Annotated in this window: 22 protein-coding genes; 11 read left to right on the forward strand and 11 right to left on the reverse strand. The window is 62.9% G+C overall.

Annotation, left to right across the window (positions count from 1 at the left end):
• Positions 1–91 precede the first annotated feature (91 nt).
• Genes FHW92_RS00605 through FHW92_RS00615 form a run of 3 tightly spaced genes read left to right on the forward strand, consistent with a single transcriptional unit; the run spans position 92 to position 3,030 of the window.
• Complete coding sequence (locus FHW92_RS00605) at positions 92–1,264, forward strand: tyramine oxidase subunit B (RefSeq protein WP_349237618.1); 1,173 nt, start codon at positions 92–94, stop codon at positions 1,262–1,264.
• 36 nt (positions 1,265–1,300) lie between these two features.
• Positions 1,301–1,723 (forward strand): Rid family hydrolase, encoded by a 423-nt coding sequence (locus FHW92_RS00610; RefSeq protein ID WP_168601291.1) that lies wholly within the window; start codon positions 1,301–1,303, stop codon positions 1,721–1,723.
• A gap of 14 nt (positions 1,724–1,737) precedes the next feature.
• Complete coding sequence (locus FHW92_RS00615; protein WP_168601292.1) at positions 1,738–3,030, forward strand: FAD-binding oxidoreductase; 1,293 nt, start codon at positions 1,738–1,740, stop codon at positions 3,028–3,030.
• 39 nt (positions 3,031–3,069) lie between these two features.
• On the opposite strand, the gene FHW92_RS00620 is transcribed toward FHW92_RS00615, so the two are convergent.
• Together FHW92_RS00620 and FHW92_RS00625 are read right to left on the reverse strand one after the other, a co-directional pair.
• Complete coding sequence (locus FHW92_RS00620) at positions 3,070–4,566, reverse strand: aldehyde dehydrogenase family protein (RefSeq protein WP_168601293.1); 1,497 nt, start codon at positions 4,564–4,566, stop codon at positions 3,070–3,072.
• Positions 4,567–4,623: 57 nt separating this feature from the next.
• Positions 4,624–6,066, reverse strand: coding sequence for an APC family permease (locus tag FHW92_RS00625; RefSeq protein WP_168602066.1), 1,443 nt, complete (start codon positions 6,064–6,066; stop codon positions 4,624–4,626).
• Positions 6,067–6,272: 206 nt separating this feature from the next.
• Between FHW92_RS00625 and FHW92_RS00630 the strand changes: the two genes are divergently transcribed.
• From FHW92_RS00630 to FHW92_RS00645, 4 genes are all read left to right on the forward strand, one after another.
• Positions 6,273–6,761, forward strand: a complete 489-nt coding sequence (locus tag FHW92_RS00630) for a nuclear transport factor 2 family protein (protein WP_168601294.1) — start codon at positions 6,273–6,275, stop codon at positions 6,759–6,761.
• Positions 6,762–7,011: 250 nt separating this feature from the next.
• Positions 7,012–8,271 carry a PepSY-associated TM helix domain-containing protein gene (locus FHW92_RS00635; protein WP_168601295.1) on the forward strand — a complete coding sequence of 420 codons (1,260 nt, stop codon included), beginning with the start codon at positions 7,012–7,014 and terminating at the stop codon, positions 8,269–8,271.
• A 90-nt stretch (positions 8,272–8,361) separates the two neighbouring features.
• Positions 8,362–10,551 (forward strand): TonB-dependent receptor, encoded by a 2,190-nt coding sequence (locus FHW92_RS00640; protein WP_168601296.1) that lies wholly within the window; start codon positions 8,362–8,364, stop codon positions 10,549–10,551.
• Positions 10,552–10,582: 31 nt separating this feature from the next.
• Entirely contained in the window at positions 10,583–11,818 is a 1,236-nt protein-coding gene (locus tag FHW92_RS00645) for a PQQ-dependent sugar dehydrogenase (RefSeq protein ID WP_168601297.1), read from the forward strand.
• Between the two features lie 48 nt (positions 11,819–11,866).
• Here FHW92_RS00645 and FHW92_RS00650 read toward each other — a convergent pair whose 3' ends face one another.
• The 5 genes from FHW92_RS00650 to FHW92_RS00670 form a co-directional block, all read right to left on the reverse strand.
• A complete protein-coding gene (locus FHW92_RS00650) occupies positions 11,867–13,078 on the reverse strand; it encodes an SDR family NAD(P)-dependent oxidoreductase (RefSeq protein ID WP_168601298.1) in 1,212 nt (403 codons plus the stop codon).
• A complete protein-coding gene (locus FHW92_RS00655; protein WP_168601299.1) occupies positions 13,075–14,247 on the reverse strand; it encodes a thiolase family protein in 1,173 nt (390 codons plus the stop codon). Before FHW92_RS00655 ends, FHW92_RS00650 begins: the two co-directional genes overlap by 4 nt.
• On the reverse strand, positions 14,244–15,860 hold the full coding sequence (locus tag FHW92_RS00660; RefSeq protein WP_168601300.1) for an AMP-binding protein: 1,617 nt from the start codon (positions 15,858–15,860) through the stop codon (positions 14,244–14,246). Before FHW92_RS00660 ends, FHW92_RS00655 begins: the two co-directional genes overlap by 4 nt.
• Positions 15,861–15,941: 81 nt before the next feature.
• Positions 15,942–16,406, reverse strand: a complete 465-nt coding sequence (locus tag FHW92_RS00665; protein WP_168601301.1) for a MarR family winged helix-turn-helix transcriptional regulator — start codon at positions 16,404–16,406, stop codon at positions 15,942–15,944.
• Positions 16,403–16,861, reverse strand: coding sequence for a MarR family transcriptional regulator (locus FHW92_RS00670; protein WP_168601302.1), 459 nt, complete (start codon positions 16,859–16,861; stop codon positions 16,403–16,405). Before FHW92_RS00670 ends, FHW92_RS00665 begins: the two co-directional genes overlap by 4 nt.
• Positions 16,862–17,219: 358 nt before the next feature.
• Between FHW92_RS00670 and FHW92_RS00675 the strand changes: the two genes are divergently transcribed.
• Positions 17,220–17,438: a transposase gene (locus FHW92_RS00675; RefSeq protein WP_168601303.1), complete on the forward strand. Its 219-nt coding sequence runs from the start codon at positions 17,220–17,222 to the stop codon at positions 17,436–17,438.
• Positions 17,439–17,568: 130 nt separating this feature from the next.
• On the opposite strand, the gene FHW92_RS00680 is transcribed toward FHW92_RS00675, so the two are convergent.
• Both FHW92_RS00680 and FHW92_RS00685 read right to left on the reverse strand, forming a co-directional pair.
• Complete coding sequence (locus tag FHW92_RS00680; protein ID WP_168601304.1) at positions 17,569–17,754, reverse strand: hypothetical protein; 186 nt, start codon at positions 17,752–17,754, stop codon at positions 17,569–17,571.
• A 1-nt stretch (position 17,755) separates the two neighbouring features.
• Entirely contained in the window at positions 17,756–18,205 is a 450-nt protein-coding gene (locus FHW92_RS00685; protein WP_168601305.1) for a nitroreductase family protein, read from the reverse strand.
• A gap of 221 nt (positions 18,206–18,426) precedes the next feature.
• On the opposite strand from FHW92_RS00685, the gene FHW92_RS00690 reads away from it, so the two are divergent.
• Genes FHW92_RS00690 through FHW92_RS00700 form a run of 3 tightly spaced genes read left to right on the forward strand, consistent with a single transcriptional unit; the run spans position 18,427 to position 21,673 of the window.
• Positions 18,427–19,761: an LLM class flavin-dependent oxidoreductase gene (locus tag FHW92_RS00690; RefSeq protein ID WP_168601306.1), complete on the forward strand. Its 1,335-nt coding sequence runs from the start codon at positions 18,427–18,429 to the stop codon at positions 19,759–19,761.
• Positions 19,761–21,314: an FAD-binding protein gene (locus tag FHW92_RS00695; protein ID WP_168601307.1), complete on the forward strand. Its 1,554-nt coding sequence runs from the start codon at positions 19,761–19,763 to the stop codon at positions 21,312–21,314. Before FHW92_RS00690 ends, FHW92_RS00695 begins: the two co-directional genes overlap by 1 nt.
• On the forward strand, positions 21,311–21,673 hold the full coding sequence (locus FHW92_RS00700; protein ID WP_168601308.1) for a ferredoxin family protein: 363 nt from the start codon (positions 21,311–21,313) through the stop codon (positions 21,671–21,673). The genes FHW92_RS00695 and FHW92_RS00700 overlap by 4 nt, the downstream gene beginning before the upstream one ends.
• A gap of 44 nt (positions 21,674–21,717) precedes the next feature.
• On the opposite strand, the gene FHW92_RS00705 is transcribed toward FHW92_RS00700, so the two are convergent.
• Positions 21,718–22,686, reverse strand: a complete 969-nt coding sequence (locus FHW92_RS00705; protein ID WP_168601309.1) for an ABC transporter substrate-binding protein — start codon at positions 22,684–22,686, stop codon at positions 21,718–21,720.
• Positions 22,683–24,017 (reverse strand): LLM class flavin-dependent oxidoreductase, encoded by a 1,335-nt coding sequence (locus FHW92_RS00710; protein WP_168601310.1) that lies wholly within the window; start codon positions 24,015–24,017, stop codon positions 22,683–22,685. Before FHW92_RS00710 ends, FHW92_RS00705 begins: the two co-directional genes overlap by 4 nt.
• Positions 24,018–24,040: the final 23 nt, after the last annotated feature.

The raw sequence follows: 24,040 nt of genomic DNA on the forward strand, positions 1-24,040 counted from the left end.
AACGTCAATCCCCGCCTGCAATTTACCGCGCCCACCCTGTTGGGCCACTTGATGGCCGACGAATACACCTGACGGAATATGGGGAGTGCCTGTGTCTGACCCGATGATCTGCGAAATGGAGGCCGCTTCTGCAAAGCTGCCCAGGATCGACTTCCTCTATCTTTCCGAACCCGACATGATCCGTGCGGGGGTGACCGACATAGCCGCCTGCGTCGACACGATGGAAGAGATGTTCGCCCTGCTGCACCATGGCGATTACCGCATGGCGGGCGGCAATAACAACCAGCATGGCGCCATCATCGTTTTTCCCGAAGCCTCGCCCTTTCCCGCCATGCCCAAGCCCACGACCGACCGCCGCTTCATGGCCATGCCCGCCTATCTGGGCGGCCGCTTTCGCACGGCGGGCATGAAATGGTATGGTTCAAACATCGACAATCGCGACAAGGGCCTGCCGCGTTCGATTCTGACCTTCGTGCTCAACGATGCCGATACCGGGGCGCCGCTGGCCTATATGTCGGCCAATCTGCTTTCCGCCTATCGCACGGGCGCCATTCCGGGCGTGGGCGCGCGCCATCTGGCCCGCAAGGATTCGCGCGTGGTCGGCATCGTCGGCCCCGGCGTCATGGCGCGCACCTCGCTCGAAGCCTTCATGGCCACATGCCCCGCATTGGATACCGTGAAAATCAAGGGGCGCGGACAGGCCAATGTCGATGCCTTCTGCGCATGGGTCGCCCAGACCTTCCCCCAGCTCCATGTCCGCGTGGTGGGCAGCGACGAAGAAGCGGTGCGTGACAGCGATATTGCCACTTTCTGCGCCTCGGTGCCCACGGGTGATCCGGCCATCTATCCCACGGTCCGGCGTGAATGGGTGCGCCCCGGCACTTTCCTTTCCATGCCCGCGCCTTGCAACATCGATGCGGCCATGGAGGGCGATGACATCCGCAAGGTGCTCGATTTCACCGGCCTGTATGAAGCCTATCGCGAGGAAATGCCCAAACCGGTCCACCGCTTTATCCCGGCCATCGGGGTGCGCTGGTTCGATCTGGTCGATGAAGGGCGCCTTGCCGCCGCTTCGCTCGAAGATCTGAGCGCCATTGTCGCAGGCGCGGCGCCCGGCAGGACCAGCGATGACGACATTATCATGCTCTCGATCGGCGGCATGGCCGTCGAAGACGTCGCCTGGGGCACGCAGGTCTATCGCCGCGCCATGGCCCAGGGGATCGGTACAAGGCTGAACCTGTGGGAGCAGCCCGCGCTCAAATAATCTTTTCCCTATAAACTTTTATCAGGCGAGATTTTCATGCTCGAAGTCATCAAAGTCAAAACCGGCAACAAATTCGAGGAACATGGCAGCTATTCGCGCCTCGTCGCGGTGGGTGATCTGATCTTTGTGTCCAATACGGCCGGGCGAAATCCCAGAACCAAGGAAATCCCCGCCAACCTTGCCGAGCAGACCAATCAGGTGCTCGACAATATCAGCGCCGCGCTGGCCGCAGTGGACGCCTGTCTGGAAGATGTCGTGGCCGCGCGCGTCTTTGTCCAGTTCGCCCAAGATGTCCTGACCGTGATGGATGCCTATGGCCAACGGATGCGCGGCATCAACCCCACGCTGACCATGACCAGTCCGCCGCTCGGCTCGCCCGAATATAAGGTCGAAATCGAGGTGACCGTCTGGCGCGGGGCGTCCAAGGCCCCGGTCCGCGAAATGCAGATCACGCTTTGACGGACCCGGTCAACATGGCGCCCCGGATCGCACCGGTCGCAACCTCGCTGGACCATCCGGCGCGAACCGCGGTGGTGGTCATTGGCGGCGGGATCGTGGGCCTGTCCACCGCGCTCAGCTTGGCCGAACGCGGCGTTCCGGTGGTGGTGCTGGAAAAGGGGCGGATCGCGGGCGAGCAATCCTCGCGCAATCTGGGCTGGGTGCGCAAGGTGATGCGCTCTGTGCCCGATCTGCCGATGGCCATCGCGGCCGAGCGGATGTGGCAGGACATGCCCCGCCGCGTGGGCGAGGATTGCGGCTTTCGCCAAGCCGGGATCACCTATGTCGCCCGCACGCAAGAGGAGTTGGGCGGCCATGAGGCGTGGCTGGAAAGCGTTCGCGGCGCGGGGCTGGACAGCCGTATGCTGACCGGCGCCGAGGTGGACAGGCTCATTCCCGGCAGCACCGGCACGTGGGCGGGCGGGATCACCACACCATCGGATGCCCGCGCCGAACCGACACTGGCCTCCAGCGCGATTGCGAGAGCCGCGATGGCCAAAGGCGCGGTGATCGTTGAAAACTGCGCCGTGCGCACGCTGGTCACCACCGGCGGCGCGGTCAGCGGGGTGATGACCGAACGCGGCGAAATCCGTTGTCAGCATGTCGTGCTGGCCGGAGGCGTGTGGTCGCGCCGTTTTCTGGCCAATCATGGCCAGCGCTTGCTGACCCTGCCGCTGGTCGCCTCGGTGCTGCGCACCGAACCGATGGAGGGGCCGACCGAAAGCGCGGTCGGCGGGGCCGATTTTTCGTTTCGCAAAAGGCTCGACGGCGGCTTCACGATCACCCAGCGCGGCGCGCTCTTTGCCCCGCTGACGCTGGATCATTTGTTGATCGGGATGAAATATCTGCCCACGCTGATCGCGCAGTGGAAGAATTTACGCGTCTCGCTGGGGCGCGAATTTCTGGATGATCTGGCCCTGCCCCGCCGGTGGAATGCGGCGCGGGTCTCGCCTTTCGAACGGCTGCGCACCATCGACCCGCCCGTCAATCAGAGCCTGAATGATGAGGCGATGCGCAATCTGATCGCGGCATGGCCGATCTTTGCCAAGGCGCGCGTGGCGCAGGCATGGGGCGGGATGATCGACGTAACGCCCGATTCCATGCCCGTTATCGGCCCGGTGGATCGGCTGCCCAATCTGACGCTGGCCACCGGCTTTTCCGGGCATGGCTTTGGCACAGGGCCTGCGGCCGGACAGTTGGCCGCCGATCTGGCCTTGGGCGAGCGCCCCTTTATCGACCCGTATCCCTATCGCCTCAACCGCTTCTAAATCCCAGGCCCGATGCCCCCGCATCGGGCCTGTCCTCGATCAAAACCCCGCCGCCGCGCGATCCAGCCGCAAACAGACCGCCTTGGGCTCGGTAAAGGCCTGCATGGCCTCGCTGCCAAACTCCCGGCCCACGCCGGACAGTTTATTGCCGCCAAACGGCATGGCCAGATCCAGCACATTATGCGTGTTGATCCAGACCGTCCCGGCATCGATCCGGTCGGCCAGCAGATGCGCCGCGTCAATATCTCGGGTCCAGATGCTGGCGGCAAGGCCAAAGGAAGTGTCATTGGCCATGCGCACGATATCGGCCCGATCCTCCACCTTGACCGCGCAGACCACCGGGCCAAAGATCTCCTCGCGCATCACCGTCATGTCCGAGCGGACACCTGCCAGCACGGTCGGGCGATAGAACCAGCCCTCGCCCTCGGGCATCACAGCTCCGGTCAGAGCGCTGGCCCCTTCGGCCAGACCCGTTGACACCAGAGCCCCCACGCGATCACGCTGACGAGCCGAAATCAGCGGCCCCATCTGCGTTGCGACATCAAAGGGCGAACCAAGCCGCAGATCCTGAGCAATCCGGCATACGCCCTCCAGAACGCGGTCATAAATGGGCGCCTCGATCAACAGGCGCGACCCCGCCGTACAGATCTGGCCCGAATTGGCAAAGATCGCCCCGGCAGCTCCCGCAATCGCCCGATCCAGATCGGCATCGGCCAGCACGATGGTCGGCGATTTGCCGCCCAGTTCCAGCGTCACCCGCTTCATCGAACGCGCCGCGCCCTGAAGGATCGATTGCCCGGTGGCATTGGAGCCGGTGAAGGCGATCTTGCGCACAAGGGGATGCTCGACAAGAGCGGCCCCCACCGCGCCATCACCCGTCACAATATTGACGGCGCCTGCCGGAAAACCGGCCTCAGCGATCAATTCGCCCAGCCGCAAGGCCGTCAGCGAGGTTTCCTCCGACGGTTTGAGCACGACCGTGCAGCCAAAGGCGATGGCGGGGGCAATCTTTTGAATGGCTTGGCCAATGGGAAAATTCCACGGCGTGATCCCCGCGACCACGCCCACCGGACGCCGCTGGGTAAAGGCGCGATAGACCGCCGCTTCGGCCACCAGCGGCGAATGCGTCACGGTTTCGCCCGTCACCTTGGACGCCCAACCGCCGAAATAGCGCAGGCCGTCGATGGTGAACTGAAGGTCGATCGCGCTGGTCACCGCCAGCAGCTTGCCGCTGTCGAGCGATTCCAGCGCGGCCAGATCATCCCTTTCACGCTCGACCAGCAAGGCCAGCCTTTCCAGCAATCGTCCGCGATCGATCGGGCGCATCATCTGCCATGCCTCGCTTTCAAAACAGCGATGGGCTGCCTGCACCGCCCGGTCGACATCCCGCGCATCGCAGGCGGGGAATTGCATGATGGTGCGCCCGGTTGCCGGGTCAACCGCATCGATGCAGCGATCAGCCTTTATCGGCTCGACCAAGGCGCCGTCGATCAACAGGCGGCCCGACGGCAAGGTGGGTGAAAAGGACAGTGTCATAGGATGCTCCGTATTTCAGGCTCGCTGGAACGTGACGGCCATGACCCCGCGATGGGCCTAGCCTTCGACGTGGGATGAACCCACGCGCGCATAAACCTCAGGTCGCCTTCGGCGCAGATAGACGCCATGCCCGAGGCCCAGCGCCGCAATGGCGACAAAGAGCAGGGGTAGGCGGTTGATGACGGGCAAGGTGGTGCCCGTCAGGGTGGGGTAATTGGCCAGCGAAAGCCATGTGGCAACCGCGATAATCAGCCCAGCGGCCAGCGGAGCGGCGGTCTTGCCCCAGGAATATTCGCCGCGCCGGGCAAAAAAGAGAGGGATGGTCAAAGAGGTGGTCGTCAGCAGGATCTCCAGCCCCACCGCGCCCATAGAGGAAAGGCTGGTGGCCAGACTGAGCAGCGGATCAAGCCCTGCCAGCGCGAAAAACCCGATGATGAGGATCAAAAGACACGCCAGCAGCAGACAGGCAAGATAGGGCGACCCATGCAGGCGATGAACCCGGCCCAGCGGCGCGGGAATAAGCCCGTCGCGCGACAGCGCGAAGAAATAACGCGAAATATTGTTGAAGAAGCCGAGGGCCGCAGCAAACAGGCTGGTGATCGTCAGCAGATTGAGCGCATCGCGCCCGAACTGGCCAAGATAATGGAAAGCCACTCTTGCCACCAGATGGCCCGGATCGGCTCCGGCAACGGCCTTGATCTTGTCGGGCGACACCGCCAGAACCAGACACCATGAGGACAGAACATAGAAGCTGCCCAGGACAAGCACGGCGCCATAGGTGGCGCGCGGAATGGTGACGGCGCGGTTGACCGCTTCTTCCTGATAGATGGCCGTCGCTTCAAAGCCGATGCAGCCGTTGATGGCATAGATGACCGCGATGCCAAGACCCGGCGCAAAGACGGTGCGGGGTGAAAAGCTGCTGAAATCGAGGCCGGACCATCCGTGATCCCACAGGATCAGGACGTCGATCACCGCGATCAGCCCCACCTCCAGCAAGAGCGCCACGATCAGCACCTTGGCCGCCATCGTGATCTTGTGATAGCCCAGCCATGCAATGATCGCGATGCTGAGCATGGCCCAGATCAACCAGCTTGTGACAATTCCGGTCAGGGTGGCAAACAGATCGGCCGCAAAATAGCTCATCGCGCCCAGGACAGACGCGGCCGCGCATATATAGGCTGCCACCGCCGTATAGGCCGCCGCGATGCCTGCCTCCTTGTTCAGACTGGCCGCGATATAGGCGTAAAACGCCCCGGCATTGCGCACATGCGGAATGATCCGCACATAGCCCACGGCAAACAGCAGCATCACGATGCTCATGCCAAGCTGAGTGCCGGGAACCCCCGCGCCATTGCCAAAAGCAAAGGCCAGCGGCACGATTCCTGCCAAAACGCCCATGGGAGCGGCACAGGCCAGGATCATGAAAATGATATCGCCAGTGCCAAGAATGCCGGAAAACAGACCACCTTCGCCGGTGGTATCATGGTCGCAATCGGTCATAGGAACTCGTCGTGTCATAAGGGCCGGGGAACCCTGTCCGTCCAAGGATGCAGCAATGGCAGGTTTGCGGCCACACGGTATTGCACTTGTGTCGCCATAGTTTGTATTTTCGGCCAGCACCCCCGCCCGAGGGGCCTGATCGCTTGTCATCACAGGCCGCTTGGGCAAGGCCTCGAACCCGACCGGATGAAGGAAGGAACCGAGCAATGAAGCGATGGATGACGGCGGCATGGCTGATGGCATTGGCTATGCCGGCACAGGCGCAGGAACAGGCCGATCCGGCCGTGGCCGATGCGGTGATGCAGACCGTGCGCAGCTATGTCGACAATCTGAACAAGGGCGACACGGCAGGCGTTATCGCCACCTGCGCCAAAGAGGCGGCCATTGTCGACGAATTTGCGCCTTATGAATGGCATGGCGCCGATACATGCGCGCGCTGGGTTTCGGCGCTGACGGCGCATAACAAGGCCATCGGGCTGACAAAGGGCGTGAACACGCTGCGCCAACCGCGAAGGGTCGATGTGACCGGGGATCGCGCCTATGTCGTGGTTCCCGCCGATTTCCGCTACACGTTGAACGGCCAGCAGGGCGCGGAAATCGATGCGACCTTTACCGTCGCGCTGCATAAAGAAGCCGCAGGCTGGCGCATCACCGGCTGGGCCTGGTCGCGCCCGGAACTGGATTTCGATTACTGACCGACAGGCCGGGGTCCGGCACGTTGCGAAAGGGCAAGAGATCCCGGCTTCACCTCGACAGTGGCCGAAATTATCATGGCCAAGTCCATTCGCGCCATTCTTCTTGCTGAGCATTATGTCATTCTAACCTCGATAAAAGAGAAACCGTAGTCATCTACGGCAGAGACCGCAGAGCGCGGTCTGGGGGCAATTTGGCAGGTATCTTCTGGAAATTGCCAAACGCAATCCGTTTATTGGGGGGAAACAATCCGTGGCTGCTTCATCGCCGCTCCGATCTGCATGCCTGACGCTGCACCGGATCATGGGTCTAGCGCTCGGCCTGTTTCTAATCGTGATCGCCGCAACGGGCAGCGCCATTGCCTTTTACAAGGAGATGGAGCGCGCGCTCAACGCGCATATGCGGATGGTGGAGCCGCAACCGCAGGGGTGGACGCTTCAGGATGCTCTGAAAATCCGCGCCAGGCTGGAAGCGCAGGACCCGCACAGCAGCGTCTTTTCGCTCCAATTGCCGCAAAACTCGGATGAGGCGCTGTTTGCGCGCGTTATGCCCGCGATCGATCCCAAAAGCGGTAGGGAATACGCGCTTGATTACGATGAATTGTTCGCCAACCCCTATAATGGCGAAAGATTGGGCAGGCGCCGGATCGGCGCCGCCACCTTTCATTTGGAGGGGCTGCCCAGTTTTCTCTATTACCTTCATTACGCGCTGTTTCTGCCCTTTGGCGCGGGCATCCTGCTGATCGGGATACTCGGCCTCGTCTGGCTGGTCGAAAGCATGACGGGCTTTTGGCTGACGCTGCCCGCGCGGCCGAAAAAGTCGAAAAAAGGTGCCTCCCCCCGCCCCTTCCACCAGCGTTGGGCCAGCGCATGGAAAATCGAGCGCAAGGGCAACACCAATCGCCTGCTGTTCGATCTGCATCGGGCGCCCGGTCTGTGGCTCTGGCCGTTGCTGGCTATTTTCGCAATCACCGGCTTTGCCCTCAATCTGGGCGGACCCTATGCCCATACGGTCCAGCGCATCGCCGCCTACGAGCATTTTCAGGAGGCTCCTCCGCGCGAAACCTTGCCGCAACCGCTTATCAATCCGCCGATTAACTGGTTCAAGGCCGCCGAATTGGGACAGCGCTATTTCGCCCAGCAAGCGCAGCGCGAAGGCTTCACGCTCGGCAAACCGGCCGCCATCGAATATCGGCGCGATCTGGGCCTGTATTTCTTTCTGATGCACACCTCGCGCGATCTTCTCGACGCGCAAGGCCGTCCCACCGAGACAGACTCCCCCGCAACGGCAGCAACCATCGCGATTGACGCGCGTGATGGCCGCTTCGTCGGGCTGCAGCTTCCCACCGGACAGCGGGCCGGCAACACGCTGACCAGCTGGCTGATTGCCCTGCATGTCACGGCTGTCGGAGGGCGTGTCTGGCAGGTGGTGGTGGCATGCTTTGGACTGGCTGTGGTGCTTGGCTGCGTCACGGGGCTGTGGTTGTGGTGGCGCCGCAGGGTCCTACGATAACCATTTATTTTCAATAACTAAAAAAGAAGAGGGAAGCCTGTGATGGGAAATGCCAAGATCCGTGTCCGCAACTTGCCACTGACCTGCCTCATGGCGGTTGGCATGGCCAGTTCTCCGGCGACGGCCAAAGACGGCCCAGCCAAGCCGGACATTTCCAACGAGATCATCGTGACCGCGCAAAAGCGGGAGGAGCGCCTCAAGGATGTGCCTGTTCCCGTGTCGGCCATCGGCGGCAACGCCCTGCTGGCGGTCAACCAGACCCGCGCGCAGGACTTCTTTTCCAGCATGCCGGGCGTCAATCTGCAATTCGTCAACAACCGAGCACAGTTGGCCATTCGCGGCATCACCACCGGCCCCGCGACCGGCAATCCGGCGGTCGGCTTTACCATCGATGATGTGCCCTACGGATCGTCCACCGGTCAGGGCGGCCTGTTTGGCGCGGCGCCCGACATCGACCCTTCGGAACTGGCCCGGATCGAGGTTCTGCGCGGCCCGCAAGGCACGCTCTATGGCGCCAGCAGCATTGGCGGTCTGGTGAAATATGTGACCGTCGCCCCAGACACACGCGGCTTTTCCGGCAACGTGGGCGGCGGCATCAACATGGTCAACTATGGCGGCCAGTCGCTTGGCTATAATGCCCGCGCCGCGCTGAACATTCCTATGAGCGAAGATACCGCCATAAGGGCCAGCGTGTTCACTCGCCGCGATGCAGGCTATATCGACAATATCCGCACCGGCCGCGACAATGTGAATTCCTCCAACGTCACCGGCGGTCGCCTCTCAGCCCTGTGGAAGCCTTCCTCGTCTTTCTCCTTGCGGCTGAGCGCCCTTTATCAGGTGCGCGACCTGCATGGCTCACCCTCAGTGGACAGCCGAACCGGCGCGCCCTTTCAGCAGACCGACCAGATCGGCGCCGGGCCCAGCCATTCCGAAGTGCAGATGTACAACGCCACCATCAAGGCCCGCCTTGGCGAGGTAGACCTGACCTCCGTGACCGCCTTTTCGCGCAACAGCAATTCGGACCGCATCGATTTTACCGCCTCGCCGCTGACCGCAGCGGTGTTTCCGCTTGTTTACCCCGCCGCGTCCGATTTCGGCCATGTGATGATGACCGGCTACAGCGTGGACAAGGTATCGCATGAAACGCGCCTGTCGGGCACGCTGGCGCAGTCTTTCGACTGGATCGCGGGCGGTTTCTATACGCGGGAAAAGGCGAATTACACGATCGATTCGGCCGCCACCAATCCGCTCAACGGCGCGATCTACGGCTATCCGGTGGTCTGGCGCGATTCGGCGACCTATGAGGAATTTGCAGGCTTTGCCAATATCACTGCGCGGTTGAGCGAAAGGTTCGATGTGCAATTGGGCGGGCGGTGGAGCCGCAACACCCAATCCATGATTCACCGCGAATGGACGATGCTCGCGCCCGACCCTGCTCCTGCGGCCCATCGGGAAACCAACCCGCAGGCCAGCGGCAATGCCTTCACCTTTCAGGTTTCACCCCGGTTCAAGCCTACGCCCGACCACATGATCTATGGCCGCGTGGCTTCGGGCTATCGCCCCGGCGGCCCCAATGCCGGGTGCAACACCGATCCCGCCGAGCCGGTTCCATGCCAGTTCAAGCCCGACCGGACGATCAATTACGAATTGGGCGCCAAGGGGGATCTGCTGAACCGGGCTTTGTCGTATGACATCTCGCTCTTTGCCATCGACTGGCGCGATATTCAGGTAACCCAGGTTTCGGCCCTCGGCACGTTCACCTATAATTCCAACGGCGGGAAAGCACGCAGCCGCGGCTTCGAGATTTCCCTTGAAGCACGGCCCACGGACCGACTGATGGCCAAAATGTGGTGGTCCTATGTCGACGCCACGTTGCGTCAGGGTTTCGCCTCAGCCGTCCTCTATGCCGCGCCGGGCGATCGCTTGCCCTATTCCAGTGAACATTCAGGCCGCTTCTCGCTGGATTACGAGGCTCCGCTGCGCGAGGGCATGAAGGCGCGGCTGGGCCTGTCGGCCACCTATGTCGGCGACCGCAAGGGCGAATTCGTGCCCAGTCAGGCCGAAGCGCCCCTGCGTCAGACCTATCCCGGCTATGTCCAGTTCGACATCAATGGCGGCCTCAGCTTTGGCAAATGGAATGTGAATGCCTTTGTCCAGAACCTGACCGACAAGCGCGGCCTGATCGGCGGCGGCTATTACAACCAGACCAATTTCAACCGCTACTGGTTCAACCTGATCGCGCCGCGCACGGTGGGCCTCAGCCTTGACTACAGCTTTTGAGGAGGCGGAGATGAGCACTTATCCAAAACACATGCGATGCGCCCTCGCGCTGCCCCTCGCCGCGATCTCGACGCCCGCAGGCGCCGCCGACGGGCCGGAGGTGGGCGTCCCTGCCCGCCTGCCGGGCGGCGGGCCTTTCCTGTTCCAGACCGCCGAACAAGGCGCCGTAAAGGTCGAAATCATCGCGCGTGGTCTGGCCAATGGCTACAGTCTGGCCTTCTTGCCAAATGGCGATGCGCTGGTGGTGGAGCGCGGCGCGCGATTGCGCCTGCTGCGTAAAGCCACCGGTCCGCGACCGACGCTGGCGCCAAAACCCATCGCGGGCATACCTGAATACAGCCATACGCCCCATCTCGATCCATCCGATGTGCTGGGCCTTCAGGACGTGGCCCCCGATCCCGAATTCGTAGCCAACCATCTGATCTATTTCACCTATAACCGCCCGGTCGGGCTGGACGCGCCCAACGGGCGGATCACCGCCGCCACCGTTCTGGCGCGGGCGCGGCTAGACGGTTCGCGGCTGGTGGAAAGCACCGACCTTGTGGTGGGCGAGGCAAAGGTGGCGGTCGGCGGATCGCGTATCCTGCCCGGACGCAATGGTGAACTGTTCGTCTCGGTCGGCGCGCTGAGCGAGAGCGACATTCAGTCCGCCCAGCGCACCGACACCATCTATGGCAAAGTGCTGCGCGTGATGCGCGATGGGCGGATCCCGACCGACAATCCCTTTGTCGGCGTCAAAGGGGCAAGGGCCGAAATCTGGACCTATGGCCACCGCGATCCGCTGGGCCTCACCTTTGCGCCCCAGACCGGGCAGATCATTGCCTCGGAACACGGGCCGCAGGGGGGAGACGAATTGAACATCCTGTCGGCGGGGCGCAATTATGGCTGGCCCAATGCCACTTACGGCACGCAATACGGCGGTTCGGCGCTGCCCGCCGCGCCCGTGTCGCCCGGCACACAGGGGCCAACGCTCATCTGGTCGCCCTCCATCGCGCCCAGCGGCATCGCCTTTTATACCGGCGCAAAGATGCCGGGATGGCGCAACAATCTGTTCATTGCCAGTGCGCGGCGCGGCCAGATCAACGGTACGGGCGCGCTCATCCGCGTCGTTTTCAACGAAAGGCTTGAGGAAGTCCGTCAGGAAGTCCTGTTCGACCGCCTGCATCAACGCTTCAAGGATGTGCGCCAAGGCCCTGATGGTCTGATTTATGCCGTGACCGACGAGCCTCATGCTGTGGTTATGCGCATCGGCCCTGCTGCGCGATAGAAAAAGCGCCGCAGGGAGAATGACCATTCCTGCGGTGCGATCCACGGTTTAGAGATTGATCTCCCTGATAAAAAGGGCCGGGTCGACAAGCCAGCGCGCCATGGCATCCTTTGCCACATCGCCCACACAGGTCTGCTCCCGGCCCTGCGCCAGAGCATCAAGAACCGCAGCCGCCAGACGGGCAGGCGCCACTTTCGGCGGGGGCAGGGACTGATGATCCGCATCATCGGTGGGGCCGGTAAAGACCGTGAGCACCCGAACACCGGTGGCGCGCATTTCATGACGCAGGCTTTGCACCAGCGAGAGCCGAGCCGATTCTGCCGCCGCGAACCCGGCAAATCCCGCGTCTCCCGCCAGCGCCTGAACCGAGATCAGATCGACGAAAGCCCCCTGGGGCCGCCCGGCCAGAATCGGAGCGGCGGCCCCGGCCAGACGCGAAAGGCCCATGGCGGATACTTCCAACGCAAACTGCTGCTCGGCCAGGGTTGCGTTCCGGCTGACGCCCCCATCGCGAACGTAGCGCGCTGTATTGATGACAATGTCGAGCGGGCGCTCAATCATCCCCAGCACCGCAGCAACCGAGGCCGTATCGGTAAGATCAAGCCGAACAATCTGCACCGCATCGTGGCCCAGTATGGCATCATCGGCATCCGTCGCCGACGCGGACAGCCCCGCCACCACCAGCCCCGCCCCCGCCTGCGTCAAGGCGCGAACCATCGCGCGCCCCATCGCATGGGCGGCATCGCTGACCAAAACCGTGCGGCCCGCAACCGGAACGACAAATTCGCGCCATTGCCGGTCGCTCTGCGGATCATTCATATCGGACATTCCCCCGGCCGGAAGAGCGAACAGGGCGGCATTGCCCCCGCGATCAAGCATCAGGCGCATCACGGCCCGCATACCGGGCTTTAAGGCGCCATGAAGATGGGCCATGGCCACCGGCCCGGCGTCCAATTGCACCGTGCCCATGCGCCAAGGCAAATGGGCCCGGAAATAAGGATCGGTCGAGACATGGATCGCGGTCTGGCTGACGATGCGGGCGCCAGCCGATTGGTCGGCCCATGCCAGTTCGCCCCAACATTGCGGGCAGGCATCGCGCGGCGGCCAAGCCACTGCGGCGCAGGCCATGCAGGACTGAAGCATGAAGCGCCCCTGCGCCGTGCGGGCCGAAAGGGCGTGCATCGCCCGGCTGCGGGTGCCGGGAGGCACATGCTGGACCTGCACCGCAGGCTCGCGGTTTTCATGAGGCGGATGTGTCATCGCAGGGCCTTCAACAGAGCGGCAGCCGTACAGACGCCGCGATCGTAATTCACCAGACCAAACCCCGATATGGCGGCAATCCCGGCGTCGGGCACCTGTGCGCCCAGTGGGCAATGCAGAATTTGCCGCAACCCTTCGGTCACATTCTGAAAGCCCCCCGCAGCGCCCGCCTGTCCGGCAGACAATTGGCCGCCATTGGTGTTAAGCGGCAGATCTCCGCCGATCTCGAAATCGGTCCGGCGGATGAAATCGACAATCTCTTCTTTGGCGCAGAAGCCCAGGTCGACAAGCTGCATGGCCACGATCACCGGATAATCATCATAGACCTGCAGGCAATCCACATCCCCCGGACCGATTCCGGCCATCGTCCACAGATCGTCAATATCCATGGCCCAACCGCCGCGCCGCTGCACAGGGTCTTCATGATAGGCATTGTGGCGCTCAATGGTGCCCAGAATACCCGCCCCGGCCAGCCCGCGCGCGGCGGCGATTTCGGGCGTGGTGACAATAAAGGCTTCCGCCCCGGCGCAGGGCATGACGCAATCGAACAGGTGCACCGGATCGGCAATGGGCCGCGCGGCAAGATAAGTCTCCATCGTCAGCACGCCGCGCTGCAGGGCCAGAGGGTTTGATGCGGCATTGGCGCGCTGGGCCAGACACAACCTGCCGAAATCGGTGCGCTCAACGCCGGTTTCACGCATCCACGCATCCGTGATCAGGGCAAAAGTGGCATTGGGCCCGCCAAAGCCATAGGGATAGACCGCATCCTGGGAAAAGCGTGAAAAAGCCGAGAGGCCCTGGCGGAAACTGTCAATCTGATTGGTATCGGCGGCAAGACACACCACCACTTCGGCATCGCCGCATTGCACCGCCCGCGTGGCGCGGCGCAGAGCCATCACACCGCTGGCCCCGCCGGTGGGAATATGGTCCAGCCAGCGCGGTGTAAGACCCATATGCTGGGTCATGCCCACAGCGGTATCCGGCCCCGCAGAGAAACTGGAAAAGCAAAAGCCGTCAATATCAGCCGGACCAAAGCCCGTCTCGCGCGCCAGCAGCCGCAGCGCCGCGCCCGCCCACCAATGCGCCGGCTGGGGCGAAAAGCGCTGATACGGCACCGTGACCGGGGCGCAAACGACCACACCGTCATAGGCGGCGCGCGGCCGGCTCATCCCTGACGCTTCTTCAACGCGCGCGTGTCATGAAAGCCGCCCCGCTCCATCATCGCGTCAACCTCGCCCTTCAGCGTGGCGCGCATGATCTTTTCGGTGGGCGTGCGCGGCAATTGTTCCACAAAACCGATCCAGCCGGGCACCTTGTAATAGGCCATGTTGTCCAGCCCCCAACGGGCGATGTCACCGGCCAGTTGTGCGCCATTGTCGGCAGGATCATTGGCCACGATCAAGGCCGCGACCTCATCGCCGCGTATGGCATCGGGCGTGGCGGCAACCGCCACTTCCCGAATGCCGGGATGGCGCGCCAGAATGGTCTCCACCTCAACCGCAGCGATGTTCTCGCCCGATCGGCGGATGACATTCTTCTTGCGATCAACGAAATGCAGATCCCCATCAGCATCGCGCATCACGATATCGCCCGTATGAAACCAGCCCCCGGCCCATGCCTCGGCGGTTGCCTGCGGATTTTTGAGATATTCGCGGAAGAAGCCAAAACGCGGGTCGCCTCCGGCATGGCGCACGAGCAATTCGCCGGGCACTTCATTGGGGCAATCGGCCTCCGTTTCATCGACAATGCGAATGGCAACGTCGGGCGTGGGACGGCCAAAGCAATTGGTGCCGACCTTGCGCGGCTCGCGATGGGCGCTGATAACCCCGCCGCTGCCGGTTTCAGTCATGGCCCAGGCCTCGATCAGGGGAAAACCGAAGCGCTGTTCAAAGGCGGCATGCAATTCGCGCGGCGAACCGGCGCCAAACCCGAAACGCACCGAATGGCGGCGATCCAGTTCGCTTTGCGGCGCCTTCATCAGCATCGCGGGCATCACGCCCAGATAGTGCAGACAGGTCGCCTTGCTTTGCCGCACCGAATCCCACCATGTCGTCGGGTGAAAACGGTCCAGCACCGTCAGACAGCCGCCCAGCGTAATCATGGCCATCAAGGACACCGCCAGCGCATTCATGTGAAACAGCGGCAATGGGGTGAGCATCCGCTCCTGCCCCGTGCGCAGGGCGATGAGGCCGCCCACGTCGCCATACCAGTCCCCCGAATACAGGAAATAGGTGTTGGTCAGCACGCATCCTTTGGGTTGACCGGTGGTGCCCGAGGTATAGAGCAGCGCGGCCTCGCTTTCCCAGTCGGGCGCCGCCGCAATCCGCTCATGGGGCGGCAGCGGAGGGAGCGGGCCATCAGGGGCGGCCGCCACCATCGGGCTGCCCGCAGCCGAGGCGGCGGCGGCCAGAGCATCAAGGCGGGCCGGTGTGGAAAAAGCAGCGCTCATCTCGGAATGGGCGATCAGATATTCCAGCTCGGCCATGCGCAGATCCGGATTGATCGGCACGATCGAGGCGCCGAGGCTGTTGGCGGCCAGAAAGATCTCGATAAATTCCGGCCGATTTTCCAGCAACAGCCCCAGCCTTGTCCCCTTGCCGACACCGGCCTGAACCAGACCGGCGCGTCGTGCCGTCACGCGGGCCAGCATGTGCTCATAGGTGATCTCGCCTTGGGGAATGCCATAGACCTGCGCGGTTTCGGGCAGGATGTGGAGAAAAGGGTGATCCGGCCAATGGGCTGCTGTGGCGGAAAACCGCGAAAAGACAGTCTCAGCAGTCATGGCGATCATCTCCAGAAATATTCTGGTGCATATGTTTATATGTAAAATATAACCTGTCAAGCGCGGTCTGGACGGACAAATTCAGCCCTGGCCGCCCCGCAGATTGCCGATCATGGCCGCCAGAACCCGCCCACACACCGCCAGATCGCCCGCATCAATCCCTGCGGTGAGCGAGGCCCTGTGCCGCTCCATCAACGGCCAGACCGCCAGCATTTTGGCCCGCCCGGCGGCCGTCAGGACGACTTCGCGCCGCCGCTGATCCCCGACAGGCGTGCGCCGCTCAAGCAACCCGGCGTTCACCATGGCATCAATGGTGCGGCTGGTGGTGGATTGTTCGGAAAAGCTGCGCGCCGCAATCTCGCTGATGGTCAGCCCGTCTTCGATCGACAGCACCGTCAACGTGCGCACCATCAGCAGAGAGAGGCCGGTGGGCTCCAACAAACGGGCCTGATCGGCCTGCCCCAGACTGGCGAGATGGTTGATGACATAGCTGGGATGGTGCTCGAGATCCTCTTGCAAAGTCGGCAGGTCGCACCGGCCCGTCATGGCACCACCGCGTTCATGCGGCGCAACAGCAGCAACGCACTATCCAGCTCATCTTCCGAAAGCTTGCCCAACCAGTCGCGCAAGACGCCATCATGCATGACCTGCGCCGCCAAAAATGTCTCTCTGCCTTGCGGCAACAATCGAATAATGAAGGAACGCCGGTCCGTGATCGAGGATTCTCGAACGATAAGCCCATCATCCAGCAATCGCCGCGTCAGGCCGGTGACATTGCCGCCGGTCACCTTCAACTCGCTCGTCAACTCGCCAAGTGTACGCCCGTCCGGCGCATCCACCAGTTGAGCCAGAACGTCATATTTCGCCAAGGTGATACCATAATCGCGCAGCATCTGACGATTCAGCCGATTGTAGATTTTACCATAGAGCGATAGCAGAGCCATCCAGACATGCGCTTCAACAGGGCGCTGGGCACCCGCCAGATCATGCATTTTGTTCATCACCCATTTTCTATCGCATCCATCGGATCAAGTCCAATCGGGACGACCGCGATGTTGATTGCAACTGAGAATTGGCTCTGATTCATATGTGGAACGGCCCGGTTAGCCCGGAAAATTCACCGAGGGTTGACGGATGCGGCATAAAATTCTGATTTAACGTATGATTTTCTGCCTGCACCGACCATCGTTATTTCTGGAGAGCCGCACCCGCCATGGACGATCCTACGCTGCCGTTGGCCAGTTTGTCATCCGTTTCCGGCAAGCGCCTGGACGCCGGATTTGACGGCGGCATGCTCTCCTCCGATGGCGGTTAGATACTGCTGCGCGAGGTCGAGCAATATGCGTTTCCTTCCGCACGGTGCCCAAACGCATTGTTCTCGACATTGACGGCACTTCGACGCTGTCCATGGCGGTCAGCAATTGCGCCTGTTCAACGCTCATCACGATGAATATTGGCTTCCAGCCCATCGTCGTGTTCGATGGCGAGGGGCGCTTCATCATCGCCTTGCTGCGTCCGGCCAAACGGCCCGATGCAAGGAAATCAGGGATTTCCTGCGCCGCTTGTTGCGCGCGATGAGGACGGCACTTACAGTTGGAAATTCGACCCGTGGCTCAACATCTGCCCGGTGCTCGACATGCCCGAGGCCGAGGTGAAGGCTATGTGGGAAGCCATTACCTGCCCGATACTGCTGTTCTATGGCGCGGATTCATGGGCTTCCAACCCTGCCGAGGATGGTCGTCTGGCCCATTTCCAAAATGCCGAGGATGCCCTTTTGGATCGTCCTTAACCCCACATCATCCGCTGCCTTGCCCGACAGGTTCTCCACCAGAGCCGAAGACCAGAAAAAGCCGAAGATCAGGTTGAATAGCGCGACGATCTGAAGGGTCAGCACATCACTGCCAGCCTCGATCCTGGCCTTGGTGTTGATGCGCCGGCCATAGTCGGCAAGTTTGTTGATCCAACCCGTCGCTCGGCGCACTCGCCTCATCGGCGATCAGCCCTGCCCGCGCCAGATCGGCCACGAACAGCAGGATCAGCTGAGCATGTTCGATATGCTTCTGCCCACCCGCCAGCCGGGCCAGTTCCTTGCGTTTTTCCTCATCCTCAACCGCCACCACGCTCCACAATTGCAGATTGGACGAGGTGGCCGCGCTTTGCGCCGCCGCGACGAGCGTGGGGATCAGCTCGAAGGGCAGCGGATCGGGGCGAAACCCGCGCACCGTGCGATGATCAAGCAGCCGGGCAATCGTGTCATTCCACAGGATGCGCTCGGGCGCGGCAGAACGATAGCAGCGGGCCAGCGCCACATGAGCGGCCAGCGAAACGGAGTCTTCAAGCGCCATGGGCACCTCCAAGGGATTGATCCTCAACGCCACCGGATAGCGCCCAGCGCCTCGCCCGTCCTATGATGCCGACCTGCATTCCTATTGAGATTTCTGAGGCCATCCCGCCTGTCGGCCAATTGCGCCGAAACTTCTCATAAGCCTATCAGCAGCTCTCGTTTTCATCGCGCCGCGCCGGGCCCCATCCTTGGCGCCATTCAGCAACCGCGAGAGAACCACCCATGAGCCAGACCCGCCAACTTCATTTGGGCGCCATCCTCGAAGGCGTCGGCACCGATCAGAACAGTTGGCGCGATCCGGCGCTGCCCTCGGACGCCAGCGTCAATATCGACTGGTATATCGAGAATGCGAAGAAGGCCGAGGCATCGCTCTTCGACCTCGTGTTCATCGTCGACAGCCCCTATATCACGCCCGACACCGCGCCCCATTTCCTCAACCGGCTCGAACCGCTGACGCTACTCTCGGCGCTGGCCACACATACCAGCCGGATCGGTCTGGTCGGCACGCTGACCACATCCTATTGGGAGCCCTATAATGTCGCGCGTCAGTTCGGCAGCCTTGACCATATCAGTCGGGGCCGCGCGGGGTGGAATGTGGTCACCACCGGGCTTGAGGGCGCGGCGCGCAATTACGGGCGCGACGAGCATTTCGACCATGCCGAACGCTATGACCGTGCGCTGGAATTTGTCCGCGTGGTGCAGGGCTTGTGGGACAGCTATGAGGATGATGCCTTCCCCCGCGACAAGGCGGCGGGTCTGTTCCTCGACAAGGCCAAGCTGCACAAGCTCAACCACAAGGGTAAATTCTTCCGCGTCGATGGCCCCCTTGCCCTGCAACGCAGCGCGCAGGGCCAGCCAGTGATCTTTCAGGCGGGCGACAGCGATGCGGGCCGTAACCTTGGCGCCCAGATCGCCGACGGCGCCTTTGCCGCAGCGCAAGATTTCGAGGCGGGCCAACAGTATTACGCCGACCTGAAAACCCGCGCCGCCGCGCTGGGGCGCAATCCCGATCATATCGTGGTCCTGCCCGGCCTGTTCCCCACGCTGGCCGACACCGACGAGGAAGCAGCCCGCCTCCACGCTTCACAGGAGGAAGCGCTCAGCCTCGACAAGCTGCTGGTGCAATTGGGCCGCGCCTTCAACTATCATGATTTCCGCCAGTATGACCCCGACGCACCCTTCCCCGATCTGACCGGCGTCACGCTCAACAGCTATAAGGGCCATGCCGAAAAGATCATCCGCGTGGCGCGCGAAAAGGGCTACACGCTGCGTGAGGCGGCATGGCACCTTGGCCGCTGGAAATCGCCCTTCATCGGCGGGCCGGAAACCGTGGCCGACGTGATCGAGCGCTGGTTCACCGGCCGCGCCGCCGACGGGTTCAACCTGCGCGTCACCAACCCGCGCGATTTCCAGATCTTCCGTGAGCGCGTCGTCCCGATCCTGCAAAGGCGCGGCCTGTTCCGCACCCGCTATCAGGCCGACACTCTGCGCGGCCATCTGGGCCTGCCTGTGCCGGAAAACCGCAACGCCGCGCCGCTGGCCGAGGCGGCCGAGTAATGGAAACCGACGTCCTGATTATCGGCGGCGGCATGGCGGCGGGATGGGCCGCCATCGCCGCCGCGCAGGCCGGGGCGCGGGTGGTGGTAGCCGACAAGGGCTATATGGGCACCAGCGGCGTCACCGCGATGGGCGGCCCCAACCACTGGTGGGTGGCCCCCGATCCGGCCCGGCGCAAAGAAGCCATCGCCCGCCAGAGCGGCAAGGCGCAAGGGCTGGGCGATCCGGAATGGATGGCGCGCATTTTGGACCTCACATGGCGCTATTTGCCCAGCCTTGCGCCGCACTATCCCTTTGGCAGCGATGGAGCGGGCGGCACCTATTATTCCGGCGTGCGCGGATCGGAATATATGCGCGCCCTGCGTTTGGCTGCTCTCGAGGCGGGCGTGACGGTGCTCGACCATCACCCCGCGCTCGAATTGCTGCGCGATGATGAGGGTCGGATCGCCGGTGCGCGCGGCCATGCCTTGCGTACGCGGCAGGATTGGGAAATCCGCAGCCATGCCACCATTCTGGCCACCGGCGGCAATGCTTTCCGATCCGGCCTGATCGGCAGCCATACCAACACCGGCGATGGCCAATTGATGGCCGCCGAGGCGGGTGTAGCCCTGTCGGGCATGGAGTTTGGTCCAAGCTGGTCGATCTCGCCCGCATGGGCATCCACCCGCACGCTGCCCTATACGGGCGCGGTCTATTATGACGCCGACGGGCGCGAACTGGACATCCCCCCCAGCCGCGCAGCGGGCCATGCGCATAATCGCGCACTGGGTCATGAGATGCTGGCCGGGACGGTATTGGCCGATCTGTCCCATGCGCCCGCAGCTCTGCGCCCCATTCTGCGTCAGATCCAGCCCTTTACCCCTGCCCCCTTTGAGCGGCGCGGGATCGACCTGTTCCGCGACCGCTTTCCGGTCAAACTGTTTGGCGAAGGCACAATCCGGGGCACCGGCGGCCTCGATCTGGCCGATGCCGAATGCCGCACCAGCGCGCCGGGCCTGTTCGCCATTGGCGATGCGGCCACGCGCGAACTGGTGGCGGGCGCCAATAGCGGCGGCGGGGCGGTCAATTCGGCATGGGCGCTCTCGTCGGGCCGGGTCGCCGGGGCGGCAGCGGCACGCGAAAGCCTTAAGCGCAAAAGCTTCTCTGCCCCCGTCCATGGGCTTGGCCGCATCGCCATCGCGCCGCTTTCGGCGCATCGCGCCATCGAAGCGTCCGCCATCCACCGCGCCGTCGATCATGCAATCCACGGCTATGCCCATGTCTTTACGCGCGATGAGGCCAGCTATGCCGCCTCAGGCGAAAGATTGGAGGCGATCTGGGGCGAATTGTCCGCCCATGGCCAGGCAACCGGCGCTGCGTTAGTGTCCTTGCGCGAAACGGCGGCTCTGGTGGCCGGTGCGCGCTGGACCATCGCGGCGGCGCGCGGGCGCAAGGAAAGCCGTGGCCTGCACCAGCGCGCCGATTATCCCGAAGCCAGCGGGCCAACCCAACGCCAATTGGTCAGCGGACTGGAAACGGTCCGCATCCACTCTCAACAGGCCGAATTCGCATGATTGCCCAGATCCTTGCCGACAAATGCAATAATTGCGCGCAATGCGTGAATGTATGCCCCACCTTCGTACTGGATGATGGGCCGCAGGTGCCCGTCATCGCGCGGCTCGATGCCTGCCAGACCTGCTATATGTGCGAACTTCATTGCAATCAGGATGCCATCTTTGTCGCGCCGGATCAGTTTGCGCCCGAACCCTCCGCCGATCCGCTGCCCCATTTGGGCATGATCCGGCGCGATCATGGCTGGGACCGGCCCGGTGAGGCGGGGCATCTTGACGAATATCGCAAACTTGGCCCGCTGCTGGGCGAAGGGGCGGAAATCGCCGCGAGGCGGTATCAGGCGCAGCGCAGGAGCGTCTGACAGGATGCGCCGTGATGCCAATGCCCGGAATCACGGCGCTTTTCCTAGGTTTTGGGCAATTGCGATGTCAGTACATAGCCGTCCGCCACGGGCCGCTTGGCCTCCAGCGCCCCGGCGCGAACGAAAGTGTCGAGAATGGCCTGTTGCCGCGCCACCAGTTCGGGCGTGACCGGGCCATCCACCACCAGCGAACGCTCGGCCGTGGCCTGAGCAATCGGCAAGGGCAGGCCGGTTTCCTTGGCCAGAACCTTTGCGTAATCCGCGACATGGCTGCGCCGCCATTCCATCGCGCGCGCCTCGCGGGCCAGGAAATCGACCAGCAGGTCGGGTTTGTCGCGCAGCACGTTTTCATGGACCACATCGAAGGAGCAGGCGTCGAACAGATCGCTGCCATCAGCCAGAATACGGTCGCCCGCCGCCTGTCCGGTCGGCACATAGGGGCCCCACGTGCTCCACGCATCCACCGCGCCAGAACGCAAGGCCGCCGCCGCATCCGATGGCGTCATAAAGATCAGCTCAGCCTCGCCCGGCTTGATCCCGGCATTCTCAAAGACTTTGAGCGCGAGGAAATGGCCGATGCTGCCCCGCCCCGTCACGATCTTTCGGCCTTTCAGATCCGCCGGTTTACGCACCGGCGATGCGCCCGGCACCAGAATCGAGAGGATGCCCGCCGGGCGCGGATGCGAAACCCGGGCGGCCACCGCCTTCAGGGGCTTGCCGGTCTGATAGGCGAAGAGGAAAGGCGCATCGCCTATCAGACCGATATCGACCGCGTCCGAGCCCAAGGCCTCCAGCAAATGCTGGGCGGCGGGAAATTCGGACCATTCGACGCGATAGGGCGCACCCTCCAGCACACCCGAGGCCAGCACCAGCGCCTTGGTCCCGCCCTTTTGCGAGCCGACGCGCAGCACCTTTTCGCCCCCACCGCGACAACCGGCGAGCGCCAAAGCGCCCGCCCCAAAACCCAGAGCCGCCAAAGCGCCGCGCCGGTTCCACAATGCCCTTTCGATCATGCCGCGCTGCGCTCCGATCGCGCGGCGGTATAGCGATTAACCGGCTTGTCCAGCCCCAGCCCTTCGCGGAAGGTGGCGCCGGTGTAGTCGGTCTTATAAATCCCGCGCTGTTGCAGGATCGGCACGACCTGATCGACGAACACATCCAGTTGGCCCGGCAAAGATTCAAACATATTGAACCCGTCCGAGGCGCGCGTTTCCAGCCATTGCTGGAAACGGTCCGCAATCTGTTCGGGCGTGCCGGTGAACTGGCTGCGCGGGGTGGCGGCGCGCAGGGCGATCTCGCGCAGGGTCAGGCCCTGTTGGGCAAGCGCCAGAATGCGCTCGGAAGCCGACTGGTTCGATTTATAGCCCTCGACCGCCACCTCGACCGGGAAAGCGCCGTCGGGATCATAGACGCTGAAATTATGATCGTTGAACGAGCGGCCCAGTGCGCGCAGGGCGTTTTCAAGGCTGACGAGGCTCGCCAGTTCCTGATGCAGGCGCTGCGCCTCTTCCTCGCTGCTGCCCACGATCACGCGGGCGCCCGGCACGATGAAGAGCTGTTCCGGGTCGCGGCCAAAGCCGCGCGCGCGCGCCTTGACGTCGGCGTAAAATGTCTGCGCCTCCTCGATATTTTCCTGATGCGTAAAAATCGCCTCGGCGGATTTCGCGGCGAAATTACGCCCGTCCTCCGACGATCCGGCCTGAAAGATCACCGGCTGCCCTTGGCGTGAGCGCGAGATGTTGAGCGGGCCCTTGACCGAGAGGAACTCGCCCTTGTGGTTCAATTCATGCAGCTTGTCGGGATCGAGGAACTGGCCGGTTTCCTTGTCGCGCACCAGTGCATCGTCTTCCCAGCTATCCCACAGGCCCTTGACCACATCGAGATATTCGGCCGCCAGACGATAGCGCGTGTCATGGGCCAGATGCTCGGACTTGCCGTAATTGGCGGCGCTGCCCTCCAGCCAACTGGTCACGACATTCCAGCCCGCACGGCCGCCGCTGATATGGTCGAGACTGGCGAACTGGCGCGCCAGATTATAGGGCTCGGTATAGGTCACGGTCGCCGTGCCGACCAGGCCGATATGTTCGGTAACGGCGGCGATGGCCGACAGTATCGTCAGCGGTTCAAAGCGGTTGAGGTAATGCGGCGAGGAACGCGCATTGATCGACACGCTGTCGGCCACGAAGAGGTAATCGAACTTGCCGCGCTCGGCGGCCTGCGCCTGACGCTTGTAAAAGGACAGGCTGGTGGAGGCATCGACCTGCGCATCGGGATGGCGCCAGTCGTCCCAGCCGGGGCCGACGCCATGCAGGATGAAACCAAGGCGAAGTTGTCGTTTGGACATGAGGGTGGTTCCTTTGGGAATGC

This window comes from Novosphingobium sp. SG707 (assembly GCF_012275515.1).
Taxonomy (GTDB): Bacteria; Pseudomonadota; Alphaproteobacteria; order Sphingomonadales; family Sphingomonadaceae; genus Novosphingobium.